The organism is Parasphingomonas frigoris (genome assembly GCF_036663815.1).
GTDB lineage: Bacteria > Pseudomonadota > Alphaproteobacteria > Sphingomonadales > Sphingomonadaceae > Sphingomonas.
Genome location: NZ_JAXOJQ010000001.1, coordinates 226,991 through 253,272 on the forward strand (window position 1 = coordinate 226,991; position 26,282 = coordinate 253,272).

General features: G+C 66.9%; 29 protein-coding genes. 5 read left to right on the plus strand and 24 right to left on the minus strand.

The genetic code is table 11. The annotated features are described in order from the left end of the window. Both U1872_RS01015 and U1872_RS01020 read left to right on the plus strand, forming a co-directional pair. On the plus strand, positions 1 to 1,638 hold the full coding sequence (locus U1872_RS01015; RefSeq protein WP_332791015.1) for a ribonuclease J: 1,638 nt from the start codon (positions 1 to 3) through the stop codon (positions 1,636 to 1,638). A gap of 128 nt (positions 1,639 to 1,766) precedes the next feature. Next, complete coding sequence (locus tag U1872_RS01020; protein ID WP_332791016.1) at positions 1,767 to 2,045, plus strand: DUF1467 family protein; 279 nt, start codon at positions 1,767 to 1,769, stop codon at positions 2,043 to 2,045. An 18-nt stretch (positions 2,046 to 2,063) separates the two neighbouring features. Here U1872_RS01020 and bfr read toward each other — a convergent pair whose 3' ends face one another. The 8 genes from bfr to aroQ form a co-directional block, all read right to left on the minus strand. After that, on the minus strand, positions 2,064 to 2,573 hold the full coding sequence (gene bfr / locus U1872_RS01025; protein ID WP_332791017.1) for a bacterioferritin: 510 nt from the start codon (positions 2,571 to 2,573) through the stop codon (positions 2,064 to 2,066). A gap of 97 nt (positions 2,574 to 2,670) precedes the next feature. Next, positions 2,671 to 2,841 (minus strand): (2Fe-2S)-binding protein, encoded by a 171-nt coding sequence (locus U1872_RS01030; protein ID WP_332791018.1) that lies wholly within the window; start codon positions 2,839 to 2,841, stop codon positions 2,671 to 2,673. Between the two features lie 84 nt (positions 2,842 to 2,925). Continuing rightward, the gene (gene purL, locus U1872_RS01035) at positions 2,926 to 5,163 is read right to left on the minus strand and encodes a phosphoribosylformylglycinamidine synthase subunit PurL (RefSeq protein WP_332791019.1); all 2,238 of its coding nucleotides are present in this window, start codon (positions 5,161 to 5,163) and stop codon (positions 2,926 to 2,928) included. Positions 5,164 to 5,350: 187 nt separating this feature from the next. Then, the gene (locus tag U1872_RS01040; RefSeq protein WP_332791020.1) at positions 5,351 to 5,647 is read right to left on the minus strand and encodes a TM2 domain-containing protein; all 297 of its coding nucleotides are present in this window, start codon (positions 5,645 to 5,647) and stop codon (positions 5,351 to 5,353) included. A gap of 109 nt (positions 5,648 to 5,756) precedes the next feature. Next, positions 5,757 to 6,719: an alpha/beta fold hydrolase gene (locus U1872_RS01045; RefSeq protein WP_332791021.1), complete on the minus strand. Its 963-nt coding sequence runs from the start codon at positions 6,717 to 6,719 to the stop codon at positions 5,757 to 5,759. A gap of 92 nt (positions 6,720 to 6,811) precedes the next feature. Further along, positions 6,812 to 8,164, minus strand: a complete 1,353-nt coding sequence (gene accC, locus U1872_RS01050; RefSeq protein WP_332791022.1) for an acetyl-CoA carboxylase biotin carboxylase subunit — start codon at positions 8,162 to 8,164, stop codon at positions 6,812 to 6,814. 4 nt (positions 8,165 to 8,168) lie between these two features. Then, positions 8,169 to 8,642, minus strand: coding sequence for an acetyl-CoA carboxylase biotin carboxyl carrier protein (gene accB, locus U1872_RS01055; protein WP_332791023.1), 474 nt, complete (start codon positions 8,640 to 8,642; stop codon positions 8,169 to 8,171). A 34-nt stretch (positions 8,643 to 8,676) separates the two neighbouring features. Further along, entirely contained in the window at positions 8,677 to 9,111 is a 435-nt protein-coding gene (aroQ, locus tag U1872_RS01060; protein WP_332791024.1) for a type II 3-dehydroquinate dehydratase, read from the minus strand. A 142-nt stretch (positions 9,112 to 9,253) separates the two neighbouring features. On the opposite strand from aroQ, the gene thiS reads away from it, so the two are divergent. Beyond that, positions 9,254 to 10,294: a sulfur carrier protein ThiS gene (gene thiS, locus U1872_RS01065; RefSeq protein WP_332791025.1), complete on the plus strand. Its 1,041-nt coding sequence runs from the start codon at positions 9,254 to 9,256 to the stop codon at positions 10,292 to 10,294. A 115-nt stretch (positions 10,295 to 10,409) separates the two neighbouring features. Further along, complete coding sequence (locus U1872_RS01070; RefSeq protein ID WP_332791026.1) at positions 10,410 to 10,580, plus strand: CsbD family protein; 171 nt, start codon at positions 10,410 to 10,412, stop codon at positions 10,578 to 10,580. Between the two features lie 43 nt (positions 10,581 to 10,623). Here the strand turns inward: U1872_RS01070 and U1872_RS01075 are convergent, their stop codons facing one another. From U1872_RS01075 to U1872_RS01090, 4 genes are all read right to left on the minus strand, one after another. Then, positions 10,624 to 12,297 carry a thiamine pyrophosphate-binding protein gene (locus tag U1872_RS01075; protein ID WP_332791027.1) on the minus strand — a complete coding sequence of 558 codons (1,674 nt, stop codon included), beginning with the start codon at positions 12,295 to 12,297 and terminating at the stop codon, positions 10,624 to 10,626. A gap of 299 nt (positions 12,298 to 12,596) precedes the next feature. Further along, positions 12,597 to 12,932 carry a Grx4 family monothiol glutaredoxin gene (grxD, locus tag U1872_RS01080; RefSeq protein WP_332791028.1) on the minus strand — a complete coding sequence of 112 codons (336 nt, stop codon included), beginning with the start codon at positions 12,930 to 12,932 and terminating at the stop codon, positions 12,597 to 12,599. Between the two features lie 5 nt (positions 12,933 to 12,937). After that, positions 12,938 to 13,177 carry a BolA/IbaG family iron-sulfur metabolism protein gene (locus U1872_RS01085; protein ID WP_332791029.1) on the minus strand — a complete coding sequence of 80 codons (240 nt, stop codon included), beginning with the start codon at positions 13,175 to 13,177 and terminating at the stop codon, positions 12,938 to 12,940. Next, positions 13,177 to 13,500: a DUF1476 domain-containing protein gene (locus U1872_RS01090; protein WP_332791030.1), complete on the minus strand. Its 324-nt coding sequence runs from the start codon at positions 13,498 to 13,500 to the stop codon at positions 13,177 to 13,179. Before U1872_RS01090 ends, U1872_RS01085 begins: the two co-directional genes overlap by 1 nt. A 215-nt stretch (positions 13,501 to 13,715) precedes the next feature. On the opposite strand from U1872_RS01090, the gene U1872_RS01095 reads away from it, so the two are divergent. Continuing rightward, positions 13,716 to 15,137, plus strand: a complete 1,422-nt coding sequence (locus tag U1872_RS01095) for an Nramp family divalent metal transporter (protein WP_332791031.1) — start codon at positions 13,716 to 13,718, stop codon at positions 15,135 to 15,137. Here U1872_RS01095 and U1872_RS01100 read toward each other — a convergent pair whose 3' ends face one another. From U1872_RS01100 to U1872_RS01155, 12 genes are all read right to left on the minus strand, one after another. After that, complete coding sequence (locus U1872_RS01100) at positions 15,138 to 15,536, minus strand: hypothetical protein (protein WP_332791032.1); 399 nt, start codon at positions 15,534 to 15,536, stop codon at positions 15,138 to 15,140. Between the two features lie 65 nt (positions 15,537 to 15,601). Next, positions 15,602 to 16,603 (minus strand): NADPH:quinone oxidoreductase family protein, encoded by a 1,002-nt coding sequence (locus U1872_RS01105; protein ID WP_332791033.1) that lies wholly within the window; start codon positions 16,601 to 16,603, stop codon positions 15,602 to 15,604. Next, positions 16,566 to 17,195, minus strand: coding sequence for a 3-isopropylmalate dehydratase small subunit (leuD, locus tag U1872_RS01110; RefSeq protein ID WP_332791034.1), 630 nt, complete (start codon positions 17,193 to 17,195; stop codon positions 16,566 to 16,568). Before leuD ends, U1872_RS01105 begins: the two co-directional genes overlap by 38 nt. Before the next feature lie 130 nt (positions 17,196 to 17,325). After that, complete coding sequence (gene leuC, locus U1872_RS01115) at positions 17,326 to 18,762, minus strand: 3-isopropylmalate dehydratase large subunit (protein ID WP_332791035.1); 1,437 nt, start codon at positions 18,760 to 18,762, stop codon at positions 17,326 to 17,328. A gap of 52 nt (positions 18,763 to 18,814) precedes the next feature. Continuing rightward, entirely contained in the window at positions 18,815 to 19,768 is a 954-nt protein-coding gene (locus U1872_RS01120; RefSeq protein ID WP_332791036.1) for an NAD-dependent epimerase/dehydratase family protein, read from the minus strand. Between the two features lie 2 nt (positions 19,769 to 19,770). Further along, positions 19,771 to 20,658, minus strand: a complete 888-nt coding sequence (locus tag U1872_RS01125) for an alpha/beta hydrolase (RefSeq protein ID WP_332791037.1) — start codon at positions 20,656 to 20,658, stop codon at positions 19,771 to 19,773. Next, on the minus strand, positions 20,655 to 21,338 hold the full coding sequence (locus tag U1872_RS01130; RefSeq protein ID WP_332791038.1) for a glutathione S-transferase family protein: 684 nt from the start codon (positions 21,336 to 21,338) through the stop codon (positions 20,655 to 20,657). The genes U1872_RS01125 and U1872_RS01130 overlap by 4 nt, the downstream gene beginning before the upstream one ends. 5 nt (positions 21,339 to 21,343) lie before the next feature. Next, positions 21,344 to 21,979 (minus strand): 3-oxoacid CoA-transferase subunit B, encoded by a 636-nt coding sequence (locus tag U1872_RS01135; protein WP_332791039.1) that lies wholly within the window; start codon positions 21,977 to 21,979, stop codon positions 21,344 to 21,346. Position 21,980: 1 nt separating this feature from the next. Next, on the minus strand, positions 21,981 to 22,838 hold the full coding sequence (locus tag U1872_RS01140; RefSeq protein ID WP_332791040.1) for an HAD family acid phosphatase: 858 nt from the start codon (positions 22,836 to 22,838) through the stop codon (positions 21,981 to 21,983). A gap of 152 nt (positions 22,839 to 22,990) precedes the next feature. Beyond that, a complete protein-coding gene (locus tag U1872_RS01145; RefSeq protein ID WP_332791041.1) occupies positions 22,991 to 23,692 on the minus strand; it encodes a CoA transferase subunit A in 702 nt (233 codons plus the stop codon). 95 nt (positions 23,693 to 23,787) lie between these two features. Beyond that, complete coding sequence (locus U1872_RS01150; protein ID WP_332791042.1) at positions 23,788 to 25,197, minus strand: patatin-like phospholipase family protein; 1,410 nt, start codon at positions 25,195 to 25,197, stop codon at positions 23,788 to 23,790. 148 nt (positions 25,198 to 25,345) lie between these two features. Beyond that, complete coding sequence (locus U1872_RS01155; RefSeq protein WP_332791043.1) at positions 25,346 to 26,263, minus strand: SMP-30/gluconolactonase/LRE family protein; 918 nt, start codon at positions 26,261 to 26,263, stop codon at positions 25,346 to 25,348. Positions 26,264 to 26,282 lie beyond the last annotated feature (19 nt).

A 26,282-nucleotide genomic window follows, 5' to 3' on the forward strand; every position in this document is an offset into this window, starting at 1 on the left:
GTGACGAAACCAAAGAACGAGCTTCTCTTCCTGGCCCTTGGCGGGTCGGGCGAAATCGGCATGAACGTCAATCTCTACGGCTGCGAAGGCAAGTGGCTGATGGTCGATTGCGGCATCACCTTTGCCGATCCGCAATATCCCGGCATCGACGTGATCCTGCCCGACCTGCAGTTCATCGAGGAACGCCTCGACGATCTGGTCGGCATCGTGCTGACGCACGGCCATGAGGATCACATCGGCGCGCTGCCGTATCTCGCCGAGGATCTCGGCGTGCCGCTGTACGCGACGCCGTTCACGGCTGGCCTGATCCGCGGCAAGCTCGAGGAAGAGGGCAACGCCAACCGCGTCAAGCTGCGCGTGATCCAGCCCAACGCGCCGTTCGACCTCGGGCCGTTCGGCGTTACCTTCGTGCCGATGTCGCACTCGATCCCCGAGGCGAGTGCGCTGCTGATCGACACGCCTTACGGCCGGATCTTCCACACCGGCGACTGGAAGCTCGATGCGGCGCCCGTCATCGGCCATCCGTCGAGCCCGGCCGAACTCGCTGCGATCGGCGAGGAAGGCATCCTCGCATTGGTCTGCGACTCGACCAACATCTTCAACAACGAGGCTTCGGGCTCGGAGAGCGACGTGTTCTCGGGGCTGATGGACGTGATCAGCAAGGCCAAGGGCCGCGTGATGGTCACCTCGTTCGCGTCGAACGCCGCGCGCCTGCACACGCTCGGCAAGGTCGCGATCGAGACGGGCCGTTCGCTCTGCGTCCAGGGTCGCTCGCTCGACCGAATCCTCAAGGTCGCGCGTGCGACGGGCTATCTCAAGGACTTCCCCGAGACGGTCGACGCCGAGGCCGCGATGCGGCTGCCGCGCGACAAGGTGCTCGTCGTCGCGACGGGCGGGCAGGGCGAGGAGCGCGCTGCGCTCGCCCGCGTCGCCAACGGCCAGCATCCGATCGCGCTCGCGACCGGTGACACCGTCGTCTTCTCGTCGAAGCAGATCCCCGGCAACGAAGTCGCGATCGGTCGCATCCAGAACCAGCTGGCGGCCAAGGGCGTGATCATGATCACCGACCGCCAGGCGCATGTCCATGTGTCGGGCCATCCAGGTCGCCCCGAGTTGCTCCAGATGTACCGCTGGATGAAGCCCGAGATCCTGATGCCGGTGCACGGCGAGATGCGCCATCTGATGGAGCATGCGCGCTTCGGCCTGTCCGAGAGCGTGCCGCGCGCGCTGGTGCAGACCAATGGCGACATCGTGCGGCTCGCGCCGGGCGCGCCGACCAAGATCGGCAATGCGCCGGTCGGCCGGCTCGTGCTCGACGGCGACGTGATCCTGCCGGGTGACGGCCAGACGATCAACGAGCGTCGCAAGCTTGCGCTCAACGGGCAGATTTCGGTTGCGGTCGCGATCGGGTCGCGCGGGCTGATCGGCACGCCGCAAGTGCGCATCCAGGGTATCCCGGTCGAGGAGGATCGCGAGCCGTTCCTCGAAGAGACCGTCAGCGCGGTGATCGCGGCGACCAAGCAGGGCGGGCGCGACCGCGACAAGCTGCGCGAGCAGATCCGCCTCGCCACGCGCAAGGTCGCGACGCGCTGGACCGGCAAGAAGCCGAATGTGGATGTGTTGCTGATCGAGGCATAATTTCCCACCGTCACCCCGGCCTCGTGCCGGGGCCCACCGTGCCACATATCCTGCGGCCCTTGGTCCTGGATTGACGGTGGACCTCGGCACAAGGCCGGGGTGACGGTGGAGCTAGATAGGAAACGACGATGCGGTGGACTTCGGCGCTGGCGATCTACTTCCTGTTCTGGGCCTTCTCGGTCTTCTTCGTGCTGCCGTTCGGCGTGAAGACCAGCGACGAGGCGGGGGTCGAGCGTGTCCCCGGCCAGGCCGAGAGCGCGCCGCATGAATTCCACCCCGGGCGCATCGCCAAGCGCGTCACGATCGTCGCGACGATCCTGTGGGCGCTCTACATGCTCAACTTCCATTACGGCTGGCTGACGCCGCAGATGCTCGACGTGTTCGGGACGTGGGACGGCGTCGAGTAAGCGCGGCGGCCGGCGGCGCTAAGCACCGCCGACCCCACTCGCTGAGCCCTCGTCGTCTGCCGGCTTGCTCTGCAGCTGGACGTAATTCTCCATCCCCATCCGTGCGATCATCTCGAACTGGCGCTCGAGCGTGTCGACATGCTCTTCCTCGCTGTCGAGGATGCGGCGGAACAGGTCGCGGCTGACATAGTCGCGCACCTTCTCGCTATGCTCGATCGCGTCGCGCAGCAGCGGCAGCGCTTCCATCTCGAGCGCGAGGTCGGCCTTGAGCACTTCCTCGACCGTCTCTCCGATGCGCAGGCGACCGAGCATCTGGAAGTTGGGCAGGCCATCGAGGAACAGGATGCGCTCGGCCAGCCAGTCGGCGTGCTTCATCTCGTCGATCGATTCTTCGCGCTCGAACTTGGCGAGGCGGCGCACGCCCCAATGATCGTAGAGGCGGTAGTGCAGCCAATATTGGTTGATCGCGGTCAGCTCGTTCTTGAGCGCCTCGTTCAGATATTCGATGACTTTGAGGTCGCCCTGCATGTTCTATCTCCGCTTGCGGAGACCCGAATAGGCCAAAAGCGGGAAAGTGAATAGCTGGAAAGTGGCGGAAATCCGCGGGTTGGAACGGTTGCGACTGCTACGCAGCCGCGCGTTCGGCATCGATGATCGCGCGCGCGAAGGGCACGCACTGGCCGCATTTGGGCTGGCAGCCAAGCGCGCGATAGGCCTGGCACGCCGTGGTCGACCCTTGGCGGGCAGCGTCGCGAACGTCGCGCTCGCGGATAGCATTGCAGATGCAGACGACCATGTGCGGCTCCCTTGCTCGCACAGGATCTAGCGCTACTGCGACTGACTCGCAAGGTCTATTGCGTGTCAGTCGCAAAAACTTCGGTCAGGCGATGACGGCGGTATCGCCCATCAGCTTCGGGAAGAAGCCTTCGTGCGCGGTGCGCAGGGCATCAAGCGTCACGACATGATCGTCGTCGGGCAGTTCGAAGATCAGCCGACCGGCGATGGTGCGGCCGATTCGCTCGATTTCGACCCCGGCGGCGTCGGCGGCGGTCAGCGTTTCGAGCAGCAGGTGATCGGCGATCGTCGCGACGTAGAGGCCCTGGTCCTCGCCGAACAGCGAGCATGCCACGCCGCACGGCAGCGGCGCGTGGAGCATCGCGCCGACATTGCCGGCAAGCGCCATCTCGGCGATCGTCACCGCAACGCCGCCGTCGGACACGTCATGCACCGCGGTCAGCGCGCCGGTGGCGATGTGGGCGCGGACGAATTCGCCGTTGCGGCGCTCGGCGTCGAGATCGACCGGCGGGGGCGGGCCTTCCTCGCGGCCATGGACTTCGCGCAGCCACAGCGACTGGCCGAGATGCCCGCGGCGGTCGCCGATCAGGACGATGACGTCGCCGGTGCCCTTGAAGGCGATCGTCGCCGACTTGGACCAGTCGGCGAGCAGGCCGACGCCGCCGATCGCGGGGGTCGGCAGGATCGCCGAGCCGCCGCCGGTCGCCTTGCTCTCATTGTAGAGCGAGACGTTGCCCGAGACGATCGGGAAGTCGAGCGCGCGGCACGCCTCGCTCATGCCGTCGAGGCAGCCGGTGATCTGCGCCATGATCTCTGGGCGCTGCGGGTTGGCGAAGTTAAGGCAGTTGGTAACCGCGAGCGGCGTCGCGCCCACCGCGGAGAGGTTCCGATAGCATTCGGCGATCGCCTGTTTGCCGCCCTCATACGGATCGGCATAGCAATAGCGCGGGGTGCAGTCGGTGCTCATCGCGAGCCCCTTTTGCGTGCCGTGGACACGGACCACCGCGGCGTCGCCGCCGGGGCGCTGGACGGTGTCGGCGCCGACCTGGGTGTCATACTGCTCCCAGATCCAGCGCCGCGAGGCGATATCAGGCGAGGCCATCAGCTTGAGCAGGTCGGCGGCGATGTCGCTCGCCTCTGGCGTGGCGCCGAGCGGGGGTACCTTGGCCCAGGCCTGATACTCTTCCTTGCTCGCGGCGGGGCGGTCGTACAGCGGGGCCTCGTCGGCGAGCGGGGCGAGCGGGATGTCGCAGACGGTCTCGCCGTTGAACTTCAGCACCATGTGGCCGGTCTCGGTGACCTTGCCGATCACCGCGAAATCGAGCTCCCACTTCTTGAAGATCGCCTCGGCGAAATCCTCGCGGCCGGGCTTCAACACCATCAGCATGCGCTCCTGGCTCTCGCTCAGCATCATCTCGTACGGCGTCATGCCGGTCTCGCGTTGCGGCACGGCGTTCATGTCGAGTTCGATGCCGACGCCGCCCTTCGACGCCATCTCGACCGCCGAGGAAGTGAGCCCGGCGGCGCCCATGTCCTGGATCGCGACGATCGCGTCCGACGCCATCAGTTCGAGGCACGCCTCGATCAGCAGCTTTTCGGTGAAGGGGTCGCCGACCTGGACGGTCGGGCGCTTCGATTCCGAATCCTCGCCGAAATCGGCCGAGGCCATCGTCGCGCCGTGGATGCCGTCGCGGCCGGTCTTGGAACCGACATAGACGATCGAATTGCCGATGCCGGACGCGGCCGAGTAGAAGATCTTGTCCTGCTGCGCGATGCCGACGGTCATCGCGTTGACGAGGATGTTGCCGTCATAGGCCGGGTGGAAATTGACCTCGCCACCGACCGTCGGAACGCCGACGCAATTGCCGTAGCCGCCGATGCCGTGGACGACGCCCGCGATCAGGTGGCGCATCTTGGGATGGTCGGGCCGGCCGAAGCGCAGCGCGTTGAGGTTGGCGATCGGGCGGGCGCCCATCGTGAAGACGTCGCGCAGGATGCCGCCGACGCCGGTCGCCGCACCCTGGTAGGGCTCGATGTAGGACGGGTGGTTGTGGCTCTCCATCTTGAAGATCGCCGCCTGGCCGTCGCCGATGTCGATCACGCCGGCATTCTCGCCGGGGCCGCAGATGACCTGCGGGCCGGTGGTGGGGAGCTTCTTCAGGTGGATGCGTGAGGATTTGTACGAACAATGCTCGGACCACATCACCGAGAAGATGCCGAGCTCGGTGATGTTGGGCTCACGCCCCATCGCGACGAGCACGCGCTCATATTCTTCGGCGGAAAGCCCGTGCTGGGCGACGATCTCGGGGGTGATGTCGGTCATGCCTGTGCCTTTAGCGACGCCGTGCGGGTCCGTCACCCTCACTATACGCGGCCCGCCGAAATCCGGCGCGGGCGCGGATCGCTGCATCGGGTCTCCGGAGGTCGGAGATCCGTTCGCATGCTGTTTTCGCTTCGACCCGATCGACGTCGAACAGCGGACGGCGCGCCAAAGCGAGGGTTGCTGCGTGTCAGCCGAACATGCGTCGATCGGCACCGAGCTGAAGCGCGAGGGTCTGCCGGATCTCGTTGCGCTTTTCGCGGATCATGCCGGGGATCAAGAACGCGTCGATCAGCAGCCAGACAAATCCGATCAGGAAGAAATAGGAAAGAATCTGCAAAATCGCCGTCCCCGGGCGGCCAAGATAGAAGCGGTGGGCACTGACGAACCATAGAAACAGCCAGAAAAGATAGGCGACGCCCGTGCTGGGGCCATCATTCGTCACACGCTGTTCGATCAGCGTCAGTCCCGCCGTGCTGAGTCCCAAGTTCTTGCCCCCTAAAGATGTCCCGGGAGCATAGCGGTGCCTATGGTTCGGAACAGGAAAATCTGTAGCTTCGATTGCGCCCGGTGTGCGGCGCGAACGTCCTGCTCGATCAACGCGATCGACCCGGCAGGCCTGCGATAAAGCGCTCGACATCGGCCGCGCTGCGGTCGGGGCGTTCCTCCATCACGAGATGGCCGGTCGCGGGGTAGAGGATCAGCGTGCTGCCGGGGATGTGGGCGTGGAGCCAGTGCGCCGATGCGACGGGGATCATCAGGTCGTCTGCGCCCCACAGGATCAGCACCGGCATCTTCAGCGCGGCGAGATCGGCCGGGCTGGCCACGTCGGGCGCGAGCGCGAAGCGGTCGATCGTCGCGAGGCGATTGCCGGGGTAGCGCAGCAATTCCCAATAGCGGTCGATCATCGCCGCATCGACCAGCTGCGGATTGGCGAACGCGCTCGGAAGACTGTCGGCGATCAGGCTGCGCGGGGTGATCGCGGCCGCGATCGATCGGAGCACCGGCATGCGCGCGATTCGGAAGGCGAGCGGCGGGCTCGTGTTGCCGGGCTCGGGCTGGCCGACCGAATCGATCAGCACGAGCGCGCGGACGTGCTCCGGATGGGCGAGAGCATAATGCCACGCGACTCCGCCGCCCATCGAATTGCCCGCAAGAACGACGCTGTCGAGTCCGAGCTGTGCGCGGATGCGCTCGACGATCGCGACGAAGGCGGCGGGGCTGTAATCCTGGGTCGGGCTGGCGCCGGTCAGCCCGTGGCCTGGCAAGTCCATGCGGATGATCCGGTAGCGCCCGCCGAGCCGTTCCGCCCACGGTTCCCACGTGTGCAGCGACGCGTTCGACCCGTGGATCAGCAGCAGGACCGGCGCATCGCGCGGCCCGGTATCGCGCAGATGCACCGTCAGCCCGCCGCCGAGATCGACGAATTTCGAGGTCGGCCCGCCATATTTCGCGCGCATCGCTGCGGGATCGGTGTCGGGGGTGCGGAAATAAAGGAAGGCAACGAACAAAGCGGCGAGGATGCTGCCTGCAATCGCCCCGAAGATCCGCCAGCGCATCGCTTCCCCCCCGTTATGCCCGCGCTGCGACCGACGCTGCGCGCGCCGTATCATCGCTGGTTCGCGTGGGATAACAAGGGGGTTGCCGTCAATCAGTCGGCCGTGCGCGCGAGCCACTCCTCGAGCCACTTGATCGTGTAATCCCCCGCCTGGAACTCGGGATCCTCGATCAGCGCCTGGTGCAGCGGGATCGTCGTGGTCGGGCCGTCGATCACGAACTCTTCGAGCGCGCGGCGCAGGCGGCGGATCGCCCCGGCGCGGGTGGTGCCGTAGACGATCAGCTTGGCGATCATCGAATCGTAATAAGGCGGAACGCGGTAGCCGGCGTAGAGCCCGCTATCGACGCGGACGTTCATGCCGCCCGGCGCGTGGAACTGCTTGATGAGCCCCGGGGACGGCGCGAAGGTGCGCGGGTCCTCGGCGTTGATGCGGCATTCGATCGCATGGCCGCGGAACTGGACGTCTTCCTGGCGCAGCGTCAGGCCGTGGCCCTCGGCGATGCGGATCTGTTCGCGCACCAGGTCGAGCCCGGTGATCGCCTCGGTGACGGGATGCTCGACCTGCAGGCGCGTGTTCATTTCGATGAAATAGAACTCGCCATTTTCCCACAGGAATTCGATCGTGCCGGCGCCGCGATAGCCCATGTCGGCCATCGCCTTGGCACAGACGCCGCCCATCCGGGCGCGGTCTTCCTCGCCGAGCACGGGGGAGGGGGCCTCTTCGAGCACCTTCTGGTGGCGGCGCTGGAGCGAGCAGTCGCGCTCGCCCAAGTGGATCGCATTGCCTTCGCCGTCGCCGAACACCTGGAATTCGATGTGGCGCGGGTTGCCGAGATATTTCTCGAGATAGACCGTCGCATCGCCGAACGCGGCCTTCGCCTCGCTGCCGGCCTGCTGCATCAGCGTCTCGAGCTGGTCCTCGGAGGTGCAAACCTTCATCCCGCGACCACCGCCGCCGGACGCGGCCTTGATGATCACCGGATAGCCTGCCTGCGCGGCGATTTCCTTGGCCTCGGCGAGATCGCTGATCGGCCCGGGCGAGCCGGGGACGAGCGGCAGGCCGAGCGCGCCGGCGGTGCGCTTGGCCTCGATCTTGTCGCCCATCGTGCGGATATGCTCGGGCTTGGGACCGACGAAGATGATGTCGTGCGCTTCGACGATCTCGGCGAACTTGGCATTCTCCGAGAGGAAGCCATAGCCCGGGTGGATCGCATCGGCGCCCGAGATTTCGGCGGCCGAGATGATGTTGGGGATGTTGAGATAGCTCTCGGTCGCAGACGGCGGCCCGATGCAGATCGCCTGGTCGGCGAGTCGCACGTGCATCGCGTCGGCGTCGGCGGTCGAATGCACCGCGACGGTCTGGATGCCCATTTCGTGGCAGGCGCGGTGAATGCGCAGCGCAATCTCGCCGCGATTGGCGATCAGGAGTTTCTTGATCTCGGCCACGTGCTTACTCGACCACCACGAGCGGCTGGTCGAATTCGACCGGCTGGCCGCTCGTCACCAGCACCGCGGTGACGCAGCCCGCGCTCGGCGCGAGGATCGGGTTCATCACCTTCATCGCCTCGACGATCAGCAGCGTGTCGCCGGCCGCGACCGTGTCACCGACGCTGACGAACGGCTTCGCCTCGGGGTTGGGCGAGAGATAGGCGGTGCCGACCATCGGCGACTTGACGGCATTGAATGCCGCCGCCGGCGAGGCGACGATCTCGGCCGGTGCGGCCGCCGACGGCGCGGCGGCGGCAGGCGCGGGCGCATAGTGCACCGCACCGGCGACGGCCGCGGCCTTGCGCGCGATGCGGATCTTGCGACCGCCATCCTCGACTTCGATTTCGGTCAGCTGCGTGTCATCGAGCAACTGGGCAAGCTGGCGCACGAGATCGACGTCGATCCGCATTGCGTCTGTCTGTGTATCTTCGGCCATGCGACCTTTGTCTCCCTTATTGGCGACGCTCCTGTCAGAGACGCGCGGCGGCTTCAAGAGCCAGCAGATAGGAAAGCGCGCCGAAACCCGCGATCGTTCCGCGCGCGGCCTGCCCGACCAAGCTTCTGTGGCGGAAGGCTTCGCGCGTGTGCGGATTGGACAGATGTACTTCGATCACCGGCGTGCGGATCGCCTTGATCGCATCGTGCAGCGCGATCGAGCTGTGGGTGAAGGCGCCGGCGTTGAGCAGTACGGCCTTCGCCGGAAGCGCCTGCGCCTCGTGCAGCCAATCGACCAGATGGCCCTCGTGGTTCGACTGGCGCAGGTCGATAGAAAGGCCGAGCTCGCGCGAGCGGTCCTCGAGCTGGCCGGCGATGTCGTCGAGCGTGTCGTGCCCGTAGATCTGGGGCTCGCGCGTGCCGAGCAGATTGAGGTTGGGGCCGTTGAGGACGAAGATCGTTTCGGGCATCGCGTATCGCTTCCGGCTGCTGTGGACGGTTGAATGCTGGCAGGCCTCGGCCTAGGGGAACGGCACCACATAGCCCGTTCGCCCCGCGCTTGTCGAAGGGCTGTTCTTCCGCTGCGCGGACTCGGGAGAACAGGGCTGCGACATGCTCCGCCCGAACGGAAGTTGGACAATCGTGCAAGCCCATACCGATGGAACCGTCAGCATCCAGGTCAATGGCGAGCATCGCCGCGTACGCTCGGGGCTCAGCCTCGCCGAGCTGGCGCAGGATCTCGGACTGATGCCCGAAAAGGTCGCGATCGAGCGCAATCTGGAAGTCGTGCCGCGTTCGACGCTCGCCGAGGTGCTGGTCGAGGATGGCGACGAGCTCGAGATCGTGCACTTCGTCGGCGGCGGGGATCACGTGCCCGCGATCGGCACCGACAGCTGGACCGTTGCGGGCCGCACCTTCCGCTCGCGCCTCATCGTCGGCACCGGCAAGTATAAGGATTTCGCGCAGAACGCCGCCGCGCTCGAAGCGTCGGGGGCCGAGATCGTTACGGTTGCGGTACGACGCGTCAACGTGTCGGATCGCAACGCGCCGATGCTGACCGACTTCATCGATCCCAAGAAGGTCACCTACCTGCCCAACACGGCGGGCTGCTTCGATGCCGAATCGGCGATCCGCACGCTGCGCCTGGCGCGCGAGGCGGGCGGCTGGGATCTGGTGAAGCTCGAGGTGCTGGGCGAGGCGCGGACGCTCTACCCCGACATGGTCGAGACGCTGCGCGCGACCGAGATCCTGGCGAAGGAAGGCTTCCTGCCGATGGTCTATTGCGTCGACGATCCGATCGCGGCGAAGCGGCTCGAGGATGTCGGCGCGGTGGCGATCATGCCGCTGGGCGCGCCGATCGGATCGGGACTGGGCATCCAGAATCGCGTGACGATCAGGCTGATCGTCGAGGGTGCGAAGGTGCCGGTGCTGGTCGATGCCGGGGTCGGCACGGCGTCGGAAGCGGCGCAGGCGATGGAGCTCGGTTGCGACGGCGTGCTGATGAATACCGCGATTGCGGAGGCAAAGGACCCGGTGATGATGGCGGCGGCGATGAAGGCCGGGGTCGAGGCGGGGCGGCTCGCCTATCTCGCCGGGCGGATGGGGCGGCGGATGTATGCCGATCCGTCGAGCCCGCTGGCGGGTCTCATTTAGCCGATCCGGCCACAGAATGACACATAAGTCATGGAACCAGTGTGCGACCGATCCGTTTTATTACCAGGTGCAACGAAGTCGGGTCGCCGACTTCATAGACTGGAAGGATAGTATCATGGGCGAGTTCGTCGATAAGATCAAAGGCAACGTCAATGAAGCCATTGGCAAGGTCAAGCAGCAGAGCGACAATCCCGACACGCAGGCCGAAGGTGCCGCGCAGGAACTGAAGGGCAAGGCCCAGCAGACTGCCGGCAAGGTCAAGGGCGCGCTCGGCGACGATATCTGATCTTCGGATCATTTGCGTAAAGCGTGATGGAAGGCCGCTCCGGTTACGGAGCGGCCTTTTTCATGCGTGCTTTCATGGCGGTCAGCGTCGTCGCGGCGGTGATCGTCTCAACGTCGGTTTTCAGATGAAGCAGGCGGACACCGGTCTCCGCCTGCGCGCGCGCCAGAGCTGGGGCGAACGCCGCGGTCGACTCGATCGTCTCGGCCCAGCAGCCATACGCGCGGGCGAGCGCCGCAAAATCCGGGTTGCGCAGCGCGGTGCCCGAGATGCGGTCGGGATATTCGCGCTCCTGGTGCATGCGGATCGTGCCGTAGGTGCTGTTGTCGATCACCAGCACCAGCATGTCGGCGCCATGCGCGACCGCGGTGGCGAGTTCCTGGCCGTTCATCAGGAAGCAGCCGTCGCCGGCGAGCGCGACGACGGTGCGATCGGGATGGCGCAAGGCGGCGGCGGTGGCGGCCGGGACGCCGTAGCCCATCGCGCCGGCGGTGGGGGCGAGTTGCGTGCCGGGGCCGGCATAGCGCCAGTAGCGGTGCCACCAGCCGCTATAATTGCCCGCGCCGTTGCAGATGATCGCGTCGCCGGGGAGTTGCGCGCGCATTTCGGCGACGCACGCGCCGAGATCGAGCACGACGCTGTCGCGCGGGGCAGGGCTGGACCAGGCGCGATAGTCGGTATGCGCTGCCGCGCCAGCATCGATCGGCGGCAGGTCGATCGTCAGCAGCGCAGCGGCGAAGGACGTCATGTCGGCGCACAGCGCGAGATCGCTGCGATAGCTCTGGTCGAGCGCATTGGGATCGGGATGGACGTGGACCAGCGTCTGCCCGGGATGATCGGGCGTCACCAACGTATAGCCGTCGGTGGTCGCTTCCCCCAGGCGTGGTCCGACGACGAGCAGCAGGTCAGCCTGCCGGATCCGCTCGACCAGCCTGGGGTTGGGGCCATAGCCGAGATTGCCCGCCCAGACCGGCGACTCGTTCGCGATCGCGTCCTGCCGCCGGAACGCCGCGGCGACGGGAACCCCCGACCGCTCGGCCCAGGCAGTGAAATCGCGTGCGGCGGCGGCGGTCCAGCCGGCCCCGCCGACGATCGCGACGGGGCGCTCGGCCTCGCCCAGCATGGCGCCGAGTGCGCAGAGCTGGTTCGGGTCGGCGGCTTGCACGACGCGATCGAGGCGCGGCCGGTCGATCGTCTCGACGGTATCGAGCAGCATGTCTTCGGGTAGTGCGAGGACCACGGGTCCGGGCCGCCCTGACATCGCTACGTTCCACGCGCGCGCGACATATTCGGGTATGCGGCGCGCGTCGTCGATCTTGGCTGCCCATTTGGCGATGGGCGTAAACATCGCGGGAAAATCGATCTCCTGAAACGCCTCGCGGTCCTTCGTCGCGCGATCGACGTCGCCGATGAACAGCACCATCGGCTGCGAATCCTGCATCGCGACATGGACGCCGATCGAGGCGTTGGTCGCACCGGGCCCGCGCGTGACGAAGGCGACGCCGGGCCGCCCGGTGAGCGCGCCGTCGGCGCACGCCATGAAGCCGACCCCGCCTTCCTGCCGACACACGACCAGATCGATCTGCGGCGTGTCGTGGAGCGCGTCGAGCACCGCGAGGAAGCTCTCACCGGGGACGGTGAAGATACGGTCGCAGCCCTGCGCCAGCAGTTGATCGACGAGGATGCGGCCGCCAGTGCGGGGGGTGGGGGAGGTGGTCATCGCCATTTTGTAGCGAGGGCGGGGCGGCTTGGGTAGCTCTGCGGGCCAAAGCGGCTGCCGCCTGAGCCACCCCGATAGCCGTCGCCGGGGACGCAGATCGCGGGCGGCGGCGCCCGTCGAATGTCGAGAAATCTTACAGCTGCGGCACTGCGGGAAAGCTGTTAACTACTTGAATGGTAGGGAAACCGTGCTTTGCACAAACTGGCACGCGCGATGCAACGCGGGTGCCATGCCGAGCGATCATCGCTTCAGCAGGGCGGGCCAGCGCTATAAAGCGCGGCCCGCCCGACCCGGCATCCTCATTTTTCGGTCGAGACGCCCTGTTCCTCGAGCAAGGCGGCGAGTTCGCCGCTCTCGTACATCTCCATCATGATGTCCGAGCCGCCGACGAATTCGCCCTTCACATAAAGCTGCGGGATCGTCGGCCAGTCCGAGAACTGCTTGATGCCCTGGCGCACGCCCTGGTCCTGCAGCACGTCGACGCTTTCGAACTCGGCGCCGAGATGGTTGAGGATCGCGATCGCCCGGCTCGAGAAGCCGCACTGCGGGAAGAGCGGGCTGCCCTTCATGAACAGGACGACGTCGCTCTTCTTGACGAGTTCGGCGATGCGAATCTGGTCGGGATCGGTGCTCATGATGCTTACTCCTGGACTGGGACGGCGGTGGTGAGTTGCAGCGCGTGGAGCACGCCGCCCATCTTGTCGCCGAGCGCGGCATAGACCGCGCGCTGTTGCTTGAGGCGGGGCAGGCCGCGGAAACTCTCCGACACGACGCGCGCCGCCCAATGATTGTTGTCGCCCGCCAGATCGGTCATCTCGACTGTCGCGTCGGGAATCCCTGCAACGATCAGCGACACGATCTCGTCGGCGGCCATCGGCATTATTCGGACCCCATCAGCTGCCGGCGCGCCTCGATCGTCTTTTCCTCGATCGCGCGGCGGATCGCGGGTTCGTCGATCTCGACATTGGCGGCGGTCAGGTCGCTGACCAGCTTGCGGATCACGTCCTCGTCGCCGGCTTCCTCGAAATCGGCCTGGACCACGGCGGTGGCATAGGCGTCCGATTCTTCCTTGGTCAGCTTCATCTGGGTCGCCGCCCATTGCCCGAGCAAGCGATTGCGACGGGCCACGATCCGGAAGGCAACTTCCTCGTCGCGGGCATATTTTGTCTCGAAAGCGCGCTCGCGATCGTCGAAAGTGGTCATGGTCGGTCCCCTTGGGCCTGTCGAATTAGCCGCCTTGAGATAAGCGCGCCGCCGGGCATGCGCAACGCTTGCTGATGCGCGCGAAAAGGAAAGCACCTTTGTGTGCGCCCAAACGCTTGCTTGGCCGTAGCTGAAACGGTCGCGCGCGGTATAGACCAATGGCGGTCGACTTGTGCCGACATCCCCTGCTTTCGAGATCTGGACCCAATAAACCGATGGCCACGTTGCCCGACCGACCAACGCAGCCCGATTTCGCGCACTCCTTGCCCGAGGCGCATCGCACGGTGAAGGTGTGGGAGACGGGCGATGCGCAGCGACCGGGATGGCGCAAGTGGCTGGGCTTTGCCGGGCCGGGGTTCCTGGTGTCGGTCGGCTATATGGACCCCGGAAATTGGGGCACCGATCTCGCCGGCGGAAGCCAGTTCGGCTATGCATTGCTGTGGGTGATCCTCGCATCGAACCTGATGGCGATCTTCCTGCAGATCCTCTGCGCGCGGCTCGGCATCGTCACCGGGCGCGATCTCGCGCAATCGTGCCGCGATTACTATGCCAAGCCCGTTGCCGTCGCCTTGTGGCTGCTGTGCGAGATCGCGATCATCGCCTGTGACCTGGCCGAGGTGGTCGGGTCGGCGGTGGCGCTCAACCTGCTGCTCGGCCTGCCGCTCGTCTGGGGGGTGCTGGTTACCGGGCTCGACGTGCTGTTGCTGCTGCTGCTGATCAACCTGGGCTTTCGCAAGATCGAGGCGGTGGTGATGGTGCTGATCGCGACGATCGCTTTGTGCTTCGTCTATACGATCGTACTGGCGAAGCCCGACTGGAGCGCGGTGGCGCTCGGCGCGGTGACGCCGACGATTCCCAATACCGCCGCGTTGCTGATCGCCCTTGGGATCTTGGGCGCGACCGTGATGCCGCACAATCTCTACCTGCACAGTTCGGTCGTGCAGACGCGCGCGTTCGGCGCGGGCGAGGGGGACGTCCGGGCGGCGTTGCGCTTCAACACGATCGATACCGTACTCGCGCTGGGCGCGGCGTTCTTCGTCAACGCCGCGATCCTGGTGCTGGCGGCGGCGGTGTTCTGGCGCAGCGGGATCGTCGTCGACGATCTGCGGCAGGCGTTCGAGCTGCTGCGCCCGGCGCTCGGCGGGGTGGCGGCGACCGCCTTTGCGCTCGCTTTGCTCGCTTCGGGCCAGTCGAGCACGATCACGGGCACGCTCGCCGGGCAGATCGTGATGGAGGGGTTCCTGCGGATCCGGATCAAGCCGTGGATCCGGCGGCTGGTGACGCGCGGGCTGGCGATCGTGCCCGCGCTCATCGTGATCTCGGCGACCGGCGGAAAGGATACCGTTGAACTGCTGGTGGTGTCGCAGGTCGTGCTGTCGATGCAGCTGCCGTTCGCGATCTTCCCGCTGATGATGGTGACGAGCAGCCGCAAGCGGATGGGCGCCTATGCCAATCCGTTGTGGGTGAAGGTGCTGGGCTATGCGATCTGCAGCGTGATCGCGGCGCTCAACGTCTACCTGCTGTGGGAGACGATCGGGCCGCTGTGGGTCGGCGTGATGCTCGCGGTGATGCTGGCGTTCGCGGCCTATGTGCGCTTCGGCTGGAAGGCCCCGGCGGAGCGTGCGCCGGCTGCCTGATCAGCGGCGCGGATAGCCGAAGCGGCTGCTCTCGAACGACACGATCGCGCCGGCATTGTCGCCGAGCGGGATCGCCGCAGTGCCGTAGATCGCGCGCGCGCCACCCGTGCCGATCATCGCGCCGACTTCGCCGTGGATACCGCGCCCTAGCCGTTCCGCGCCCGGATCCTCGCCACGCGCCAGAGCGGCGCTTTCGGGCGTGGCCGACTCGAGGATCGCGGCGCGTTCGGCATCGCTGATCCGGCGGACACCGGGTTCGGCATCGGGTGTGGCGGGAGCTTGCGTCGTCGGCGCCGGCTGGGCCGATTGCGCTGAGGAAGCCGTCGAGCCCACCGCCGCCGCCATGCAGGCCAGGACGAGCGGAGCGGCGCCGAAGCGCGAGGGCAGCGAGCGGATCATGCCGCCATATAGGCGCAATCCGCCTGACCGCACAATGAACGGCATGGCGAACGGCTCAGCCACGGCTATGCCGCCACCGTCACCACAAGTTTTCCGATCGCGCCGCGCGCCGCCATCTTGGCGATCGCCTTGCCGCCGTCCTCGAACGCGAAGGTTTCGGTCACGCGGGGGGCGATCTTGCCGTCCTTCCACAGCTGGAACAGCCGCGCGATATGTGCGGCGTTGGCCTTGGGGTCGCGCGCGGCGAAGGCGCCCCAGAAGACGCCGCAGACGTCGCAGCTCTTGAGCAGCGTCAGGTTGAGCGGGAGCCTGGGGATGCCGGCGGGGAAGCCGACGACGAGGTAGCGCCCCTCCCAACCGATCGAACGCAGCGCGGGCTCGGCATAATCTCCGCCGACCGGATCGTAGATCACGTCATAGCCGGCCTTGCCGCCGAGCGCCTTGAACTGTTCGGCGAGCGCCTTCGACTGGTCCTTGTCGAACGGCGCGCGGGCGTAGATCAGCGTCTCGTCAGCGCCCGCATCGCGCGCGGCCTGCGCCTTTTCCTCGGACGACACCGCCGCGACGACGCGCGCGCCGAACGCTTTGCCGAGCTCGATCGCGGCCAGGCCGACGCCGCCCGCCGCGCCGAGCACGAGCAGGGTCTGGCCTTCGGCGATATGCCCGCGGTCGAGCAAGGCGTGGATCGTCGTCGCGTAAGTGAGGAGAAGCGCCGCGCCCTCGGCGAAATCGCGCTCGGGCGGGAGCGGGTAGAGCGAGCCCGCCGGCACCGCGACCTTCTCGACCAGCCCGCCGTGCCCGGTCATTCCGATCACGCGATCGCCAACGTTCCAGCCGGTGACGCCCTCGCCGATGCTCTCGATCACGCCGGCAATCTCGCCGCCCGGCGCGAACGGGCGCTGCGGCTTGAACTGATACTTATCCTCGATGATCAGCACGTCGGGATAGTTGATCGCGCACGCCTTGACCGCGACCACGACCTGGCCCGCAGCCGCCACGGGATCGGGCATTTCGTCGAGAACTAGAGTTTCAGGTCCGCCCGCCGCTTTCGACAGAAGTGCTCGCATGTGCCCGGTCTCCGCTCATCCACGGCCGGTGTTCTTTTACCCCGGCTTCGTATTTCGAAATCTGGGTATCTCTTGCCAGTGTCAGGCCGATCTCGTCCAGCCCTTCCATCAGGCACTGGCGACGAAACGCGTCGAGTTCGAAGCCGAAGCGATCCTGGTACGGGGTGGTGACGGTCATCGTCTCGAGATCGACGGTGATCGGCTGGTCCTGCGCGACCTCGATCAAGCGGTCGATCGCGTCCTGCGGCAGCACGACCGCGACGATCCCGTTCTTGAACGCGTTGCCCGAGAAGATGTCGGAGAAGCTCGGCGCGAGCACGACGCGGATGCCCATGTCGGCGAGCGCCCAGGCGGCATGTTCGCGGCTCGACCCGCAGCCGAAATTGTCGCCCGCGATCAGCATCGGCGAGCCGGCATAGCGCGGATCATCGAAGATGTTGCCGGGGACCGCGCGCACCGTTTCGAACGCACCCTTGCCGAGCCCCTCGCGGGTGATCGTCTTGAGCCAGTGCGCGGGGATTATGACGTCGGTGTCGACGTTCTTCTGCCCCCATGGATAGGCCTTGCCCGAAACGCGCGTCACCGGCTCCATCGGTTAGCGCTTGGTCGGGACCGACGGCGTGCCGACGGGATTGGTCTTCGCGGTGGCGACATAGGCGGCCATCCCGCTGAGAATGGTGCCCATCACGAGCAGAACCAGAACGCGCTTCATACTATGCCCCTCAAGAAGTCGTAACCAGGTTACGAACATCGCTCAATCGCCCGGTGACCGCGGCAGCGGCCGCCATTGCCGGCGAAACCAGATGCGTGCGCGCACCAGGTCCCTGGCGTCCTACGAAATTGCGGTTCGAAGTGGAAGCGCAGCGTTGCCCCGGCGGCACCTTGTCGGGGTTCATCGCCAAGCACATCGAGCACCCCGGCTCGCGCCACTCGAACCCGGCGCTGAGGAAGATGCGATCGAGCCCCTCGGCCTCGGCCTGTGCCTTGACCAGCCCCGAGCCGGGAACGACGAGCGCGGTGACGCCATCGGCGACGTGGCGGCCGTCGGCGACCTTCGCGGCGGCGCGGAGATCCTCGATCCGGCTATTGGTGCAGCTGCCGATGAAGACGTAATCCACGCCGACGTCCTGCATCGCGGTGCCCGCGGTCAGGCCCATATAGGCCAGCGATTTGCGCGCGGCGTCGCGCTTGGCGGGGTCGGCGAAGCTGTCGGGATCGGGGACGACGCCAGTGATCGGCACTACGTCCTCAGGCGAGGTGCCCCAAGTCAGCAGCGGGGCGATCTCGGCGGCGTCGATCGTTACGACAGCGTCGTAGACCGCGCCGGGGTCGCTCGGCAGCGTGCGCCAATAGGCGACGGCTTCGTCCCAATCGGCGCCTTTGGGGGCCATCGGGCGGCCCTTTAAATAGGCGAAGGTCGTCTCGTCGGGCGCGACCAGGCCCGCACGTGCGCCGGCCTCGATCGACATGTTGGCGATCGTCAGGCGGCCCTCGATCGACATCTCGCGGATCGACGAGCCGGTATATTCGAGGACATAGCCCGTGCCGCCGGCGGCACCGAGCTTGCCGATGATCGCCAGCGCGACGTCCTTGGCCGAGACGCCGAAGCCGAGCGTGCCATCGACGCGGACTTCCATCGTCTTCGACTGGCCGAGGAGCAGCGTCTGCGTGGCGAGGACATGCTCGACCTCGCTCGTGCCGATGCCGAACGCCAGCGCACCGAGCGCACCATGCGCCGAGGTGTGGCTGTCGCCGCAGACGAGCGTCGTGCCGGGCAGCGTGAAGCCCTGCTCCGGGCCGACGACATGGACGATGCCCTGTGCGGGGGCGAGCGCGTCGATATAGTCGATGCCGAAATCGGCGGTGTTGCGCGTCAGCGCGTCGAGCTGCGCCGCACTTTCGGGATCGGCGATCGGCAGCGGGCGCCCCGCGGCATCGCGGCGCGCGGTGGTCGGGAGGTTATGGTCGGGCACCGCGAGCGTCAGGTCGGGGCGGCGGACGGTGCGGCCATTGGCGCGGAGGCCGGAGAAGGCCTGCGGGCTGGTCACTTCGTGGACGAGGTGACGATCGATATAGATCAGGCAGGTGCCGTCGTCGCGTTGTTCGACGACGTGGTCGGCCCAGATTTTTTCGTACAGGGTGCGGGGTTTGCTGGCCATGATGCGCGCGCAGTAGCCGAAAGATGCGCGGGCGGGAAGCTTAACGTGGCGGTTATTGCGTGAGGATCGGCGAGATATAGTCCGAATCGTGCTCGAACGGTAACGGGAGGACGTTGTCGAGCGCGTGCAGGATCGCGGCGAAATCGGTCTGTGCGCGGAAACCGAGGACGCGCTCGGCGAGGCCGGCATCGTAGACGCGATCTATCGTCTGCGGCAGGCGCCAGCCGCGTTTCGCGTAGAGCGCGGCCGCCTCCGGGTAATGCTGCACGATGACCGCGGCGGCATCGTGCCTGAGCGCTTCGGCCTCGTTGCGCGCGAAGGGCGTCGGCGCCGAGACGATGAAGGTGCCCGAGCCGATCTCGGCCATGCGTTCGAGCGCTACGATGTGCGCGGCGGCGGCATCTTCGACCGTCAGGCGGCGGTGGAGGAACTCGTTCGCCTTCATGTTCTCGCCGTCGAGGCTGCGATGCGTATCGTCATCCTCGGGAAAGAAGCGCGACGTGCGCAGCGCCAGCACCGGCAGGCCGTGCTCGGCGTTAAACAGGCGGCAGAGATGTTCGGCGGCGAGCTTGGTCACGCCATAGATGTTGCGCGGTTCGAGCGGCGCCATCGCCTCGTCGATCCACGCCGCTTCCGACCCGCGCGCTTCGCGGATCGCGGTCGAGATCATCAGCGAGGTGGTCGAGGTGAACACCAGTCCCTGCGCCCGGTGCGCCACCGCCGCTTCGAGCAGGTTGAGCGTGCCGGTCACGTTGACGTCGACGAACGCCTGGGTCGGGTAGCGCACGATGTCGGGCTTGTGGAGCGCGCCGCTGTGGATCACCGCGTCGATGCCGTGCTCGGCGAACAGTCGATCGATCAGTGGGCGGTCGGCGACGCTGCCGATCGTGTCGGTGAACGCCCCCGGTGCGACATCGAGCCCGGTGACGCTGTGCCCGGCATGGCGCAGCATCGGCGCCAGGAAGCGCCCGAGCCAACCCGACGATCCGGTCAGCAGGACGCGCATCTTTATGGCTTCCCGAGATGCGCGCGGAGGAAGGCGACGCTGTCGGCGAGCACCGGGCCTTTCCCCCGGAACGGTGCCGACAACGCCATTGCAACGTTCTCGTGCGTGATGCCGGGATAGTTGCGGAATTCTACTGCGCCACCGTGCGCCTTCAGCGCCGCGGTCAGATGGATCGCATTACGCGGGCGGACTTCGGTGTCCTCGGTCGAGGTAACGAGCAGCATCGGCGCGGCGTCCCCGCGCGCGAAGTGGATCGGCTGGGTCATCAGCGGATCCTTCGCGCCCCGCATCGCATCGATCGAGCGCTTCTTGTCGAACGGGTAGAAGTCGTAGGGGCCCGACAGCCCGATCGCGGCCTTGATGATCTTAGGGTCGACCTGCTCGGCCGCGAGCCAGCGCGGGTCGAGCGTCAGCATCGCGACGGTGTACGCGCCTGCCGAATGGCCCGCGACGCCGATCCGGCTAGGGTCGCCGCCAAATTCGGCGATGTGGTCGCGCGTCCATTTGACCGCCTGCGCGCCGTCCTGGAGCATCGCGGGGAAGCGGATCTGCGGCACCTTGCGGTAATCGGGCACCACGACGACGAAGCCATTGCGCGCAAAGGCACGCGCGGCGAAGGCATAGCCCTGGCGCGTGCCCGATACCCAGCCGCCGCCATACCAGAAGATCAGCACCGGGCGCTTGGTCACCGGTCCGGCGGGGCGCCACACGTCGAGCGTCTGGCCTTCGCTGCCGAACGCGATCGCGGTGCCGGGCCGTTCGACGCCCGAGCCACCGCCCATCGCAGCGTCGAGCAAGCTGAGCTGGCCGGGCGGCGAGACCAGTGCGTAGATCAATCCACCCGCGAGGACGACCAGCAGCGCGATTCCCGCCAGCGCCCAGCGGATCATGCGCGATAGTCTGCGGTGAGGCTTCCGGCGGCGGCGAGTTCGGCCTCATGCTCGGCCTCGCGCCAGCTTTCGGCGAGCGCGGCGCTTTCCCATTCGCGCATCGCGGGATGCTCGAGCATGCGCGCGACCCATTCGTCGCCCGCCGTGCCGACGTCGAGGCCGTAGGTCCGCACGCGATATGCAACCGGCGCGTAGAAGGCGTCGACCGCGGTGAAATCGGCGCCCGCGAGCCACGGGCCGCTGAAGCGCGACAGCCCCTCGGCCCACAGCTCGCCCAGCCGCTCGATCTGGCGTGCCAGCGGCGGGGAGGGGGGCGGCGGCGTCACGCGGACGCCGACGTTCATCAAATAGGCATTCCGCACCGCGCCGAAGCCGCTGTGCATCTCGGCGGTGGCGCACTGCGCCCAGGCGCGTGCCGCTTGGTCCGCCGGCCAGACGCCGGCGTGGCGTTCGGCGAGATACAGCACGATGCCGAGCGAATCCCACACCGTGCGCTCGCCATCGAGCAGCACGGGGACTTGCCCGCTTGGCGAGAAGGCGCGGAACGCCGCGTAATTGTCGGCCTCAGCGAACGGTTCGATCCGGTCCTCGAACGCAATGCCGAGCGCACGCATCAACACCCAGGGTCGCAGCGACCAGCTCGAATAGTTCCGGTTCGCGGTGATCAGGGTGTAAGGCATTGCGATCAATCCAAATAGTGCGCCGTCGTTTTAGTCGCGATTTCCTCGGCGGTCACCCCCGGCGCCATCTCGATCAGCTTGAACGGCGACTGATGGTCGGGCCGCTGGAACACCGCGAGATCGGTGATGATGATGTCGACGACGTTCTTGCCGGTCAGCGGCAGCGTGCACGCCGGGATGAACTTGGGGTCGCCATTCTTCGAGCTGTGCTCCATCACGACGATGATCTTCTTGACGCCTGCGACGAGATCCATCGCGCCGCCCATGCCCTTGATCATCTTGCCCGGGATCATCCAGTTGGCGATGTCGCCATTCTCGGCGACTTCCATCGCGCCGAGCACGGTCAGGTCGATATGCCCGCCGCGGATCATCGCGAAGCTCTGGTCCGAGCCGAAATAGGCCGACTGCGGCAGCTCGCTGATCGTCTGCTTGCCGGCGTTGATGAGGTCGGCGTCTTCCTCGCCCGCGAGCGGGAAGGGGCCGATGCCGAGCATGCCGTTTTCGGACTGGAGCGTGACGGTGACGCCCTCGGGGATATGGTTGGCGACGAGCGTCGGGATGCCGATGCCGAGGTTGACGTAGAAGCCGTCCTGCAATTCGCGCGCGGCGCGGGCTGCCATTTCGTCACGAGTCCAGGCCATTCTATTTCTCTCCAGATGCAGTGGGCGTCCAGCGCTTGTCGGCGGGGAAGACGTCGTCGATCTCCCCTTTCAGCGCGGTGCCGTAAACGGGGTTGGGCAGGACGAACCAGAAGCGGCCCCACATGCCGTGGATGGCGGGCGACGAGGCCACCGCGCGGCGCTGCTGCGGCGTGCCGGTGAACAGGTCGGAAAAGTCGCCGAGCTGGTCGCCGCCCATCGCGACGACGCAATAGCGCGCGGCGATCGCCTGGCGGCGGGTGTCCTTGCCCGAGCCGCTGCCGAGGTCGCCCTTGAGCCACAGCGTCTCGCCGTGTTTGGCGGTGCCGAGGCCGGCATGCGCGATTGCCTGTTCGGTGAAGGCGGCGGTCGCGGTCGAGCGATTGGTGTTGAAGACGACCGTCACGCCCATCGCGCGGAGCTCGTTGACCGCGGCGATCGCGCCGGGGACGGCCTCGACGCGGTCGACGCCGGCTTGCTCCCATTGCTGCCACAGCGCTGCGTCGTACGGGCGCCCGGGGTGCAGCGCGTCGTCATATTCGAAGCCGAGATTGAGCAGCAGCGTCTCGTCGACGTCGAATACGACCGCGCGGGGGCGGTCGCCGCAGGGGATGGTGGCGGGCTGGTCGAGCATGGTGCCGGGCTGGAGGACCGCCGAGGTGCGGTCGGTCATCGCCTTGGGATCGGCTTTTTCGCTCGCGATGCGGCGGCGGACGGCGTCGACCAGGACGTTGTAGGCCTGGTGGTCGAGCGCTGCGGCTTCGCCCGAGCCGTAGAGGAACTGCATGCCGGGGGGGATGGTGGGGGCGGCTGACACGGGCGCGACGGGTGCCTGCGGCACGGTCGTACACGCGGACAGCATCAAAGCGAGCGCTGCCGCTATCCCCCTCCCGCTTGCGGGAGGGGTTAGGGGAGGGAATGGCCTGGAAGCTTGGGCGACGTTCGCGACAGGCCCTCCCCCAGCCCCTCCCGCGAGCGGGAGGGGGGCAAGAAGGAGAGCGGAAGACGCGTGGCTCACGCCGCCTCGCGCACAGTGCGGAATTCGATGCGCTTGTCGTACGGGCTGCCGATGATCATCCGCTTCACATAGATTCCCGGCAGATGGATGCAGTCGGGATCGAGGCTGCCGACGGGCACGATCTCCTCGACCTCGGCGACGCAGATCTTGCCCGCGGTGGCCATCGGCGCGTTGAAGTTGCGCGCGGTCTTGCGGAAGATGAGGTTGCCGCTCTCGTCGGCCTTCCAGCCCTTGATGATCGACAGATCGGCGCGGATGCCGCGCTCGAGGATAAATTCCTCTCCCTCGAACACCTTCACTTCCTTGCCCTCGGCGACGAGCGTGCCGACGCCGGTCTTGGTGTAGAAGCCGGGAATGCCAGCACCACCAGCGCGGCAGCGCTCGGCGAGCGTGCCTTGCGGGCAGAATTCGACCTCGAGCTCACCGCTCAGATACTGCCGCTCGAATTCCTTATTCTCGCCGACGTACGAGCTGATCATCTTCTTGACCTGGCGCGTGCGGAGCAGCTTGCCGAGGCCTTCGCCGTCGATCCCGGCATTGTTGCTGGCGATCGTCAGATCCTTCGTGCCCGCGTCGCGAATCGCGTCGATCAGCCGCTCGGGGATGCCGCACAGGCCGAACCCGCCGGCACAGATCGTCATGCCATCATGGAGCAGCCCATCGAGCGCGGCGGCGGCGGTTGGGAATAGCTTGTTCATGACGGTCTCCGAATGCCCCGGGGCGTGCGGTGCTTAAGCATCCCCGCGAAAAGCGGTCAACGCCCCCGTCCGAGATCAGGACCGCGGATCCACCGTTACGGCGCGGCGACCGTCAGCGCCCGCGCGATGTCGCGGTTCCACACGCCGCCCGCACCGCCGCCGCCGCGCGCTTCGCCGTAGGTGATCAGGCAGGACATATAATTGGGGTGGAACTGCTTGGCGCCGGCCGCGCTGTCCAGCTGGCTCCACGCGTCGCAGGTCTTGCCGCGGAACAGATGCTCGCGCGGCGGTGGCGCGCCGTTCGCCAGGCCCTCGGTGCTGATATAGGCCATCAACAGCCCGCCATTGGCGATGCCGAACGCTTCGGCGCGCGCGACCGAGAAGCGGTAGACCTGATTCTCGAGCATATCGACCGCGCGCAAGGCGAGCGTCAGCGCCGACCATTTCTGGACGCGTTCGCCCTTTTCGAGCCACGGCCCCTGATAGAGCACGCCGTTGACGATCACCGTGACCTTCGTGCCTGTGGCGCGCGCAGCGAGACCCGACAGCGCTTCCTGGACGAAGACGCCATCGCGCGTGCCGCCATCGACGAACATGTCGGGCGCGGCCGGATCCTTGCCGGCGAGGTGCAGCGACACCGGCGGCACGCCCGGCGGCACCGACGACGAAGCCAGCAACGCATCGATGTAGCAGCCCTGGATCCGGGTGATGTCGGCGCCCGGCGACAGCACGCGGTGCGCCAGCCGGGTCATGTCGATCGCATAGCCGACCCCGTCATCGACATCGCCGACACCGATGAACAAAGATCGCCCGGCATCATATTGCGCTGCGACCTCGCCCAGCAGCTTCGGCGTGATCGCCGCCTCGAGCCGGGCGCGCAACGGCGCAAACGTGTCGGTCGAGCCGTGGCGCAGCGCGGCGAGCAGCCCGCCGCCGCCGGTCGGCTTGAGCAGGTCGCGCTCGGCGGCGATCGAATAAGCGAGCACGAGATCGCCGGGATTGCTCTGGCCCGGCGTGACGACGCCAGCCATCGGCCCGTCGACCCACGCATAGCTGCCGCCGCCGGTCGGCTGGTTGGCGAGGAACAGGAAGGTGCTCTGCAGCGCGCCGGTGCTGACTCCGGTGACGATCTTGTAGGTCGGGATGCCGCTGCGTTTCGCCATGCCGTAGAAAAAGCCCGCACCGAATGCGCCATGCTGGCTGCCGCCGCTGAGGATGAGATACTGATCGGGGCCGGGGGCGGGGCCGGGACTCGCTTCTAGTATCGGCAGCGTCGGGCGGCGTTCGGCCGCGGCGCGCATGACCTCGGCGAAGCTTCCCGGCGCAACCTCGGGTCCGGCGCCCGGGCGCGGCGCGAGCAGCATCGGCTGGGAGTCTGTCTCGGAGATCCGGATCGGGGTCGCAGCGAAGTCGCACCCGGCGCGCGCGACGGGGCGGGGTATCGAACAGGCGCCCAGACATGCCGCCATGACGATGACGGCCCACACCGATGCCAGCTTCTTCATGATCCGCCCCCGAATCCGCGTAGCCCGAAGTCAGGCTGCAACGCTGTCGAAGGGTGTACACGGAAAACCAGAAGGTCGCTACATCCGCCTGATCCCGAGGGACAAACGGGAAGGCCTTCCGGGGACAGATCGATCCGAAACGGCGCAGCTATCCGTAAGCGAGCCGCAACCCTGGCCGCGGCCATTCCATGCTGACGAGCTGCCCGGTGCCCGACAGCGTGATGTAGGCGGTGCGCATGTCGGGGCCGCCCCAGCAGATGTTGGTGGTGAACGGGTCGGGGGTCGGCACGAAATCGACCAGCTCGCCGGCAGGAGAGATCACCGAAATGCCGCTCTCGCCGATCGTCGCGACGCAGATGTTGCCGCATTCCTCGACGCCGAGCGAATCGAAGAATTTGTAGCCGGCGGGGCGGTAGAGCGGGATGCCGGGGCCGCCGAGGCCCGCGGTGAGATCGACTTCGCCCGGCGCGGTGATGTCGAACGCCATCAGCCGGCAGGTATAGGTCTCGGCGGCGTAGAGCCGCTTGCCGTCGGGCGACAGGCCGATGCCGTTGGGGTTCTCGCTGGGGAAGATCACCTCGGCGAGGTGGCGGCCATCGGCGTGCGAATAAAAGATGCCGGTCACGTCGCGCTCGCGCTCACGCGTCTTGCCGTGATCAGTGAACCAGAAGCCGCCGGCATCGTCGAACACGATGTCGTTGGGGCCGCGCAGGCTGCAGTGGAAGTCGCCGTCCTTGTAGAGCACCTCGACTTCGCCCGTTTCGATGTCGATCCGCTCGATCCGTCCGCCCGAATAATCGGCGGGCTGGCCGTGCGGCACGAGCAGGCCGCTCGGCGTCTCGACATAGTGGAAGCCGCCATTGTTGCAGCAATAGAGCTTGCCGTCGGGCCCGATCGCCAGGCCGTTGGGGCCGCCGCCGGGTTCGGCCACCGTCGTCTTGGTGCCGTCGGGATGGACGCGCGTGATGCGGCCGGCTTCGATCTCGACCAGGATGACGCTGCCGTCGGGCATCGCCACCGGGCCTTCGGGAAAGCGCAGGCCGGTCGCCAGGGTGGTGAAAGTCATCGCTCCGCTCCTGTTTTTT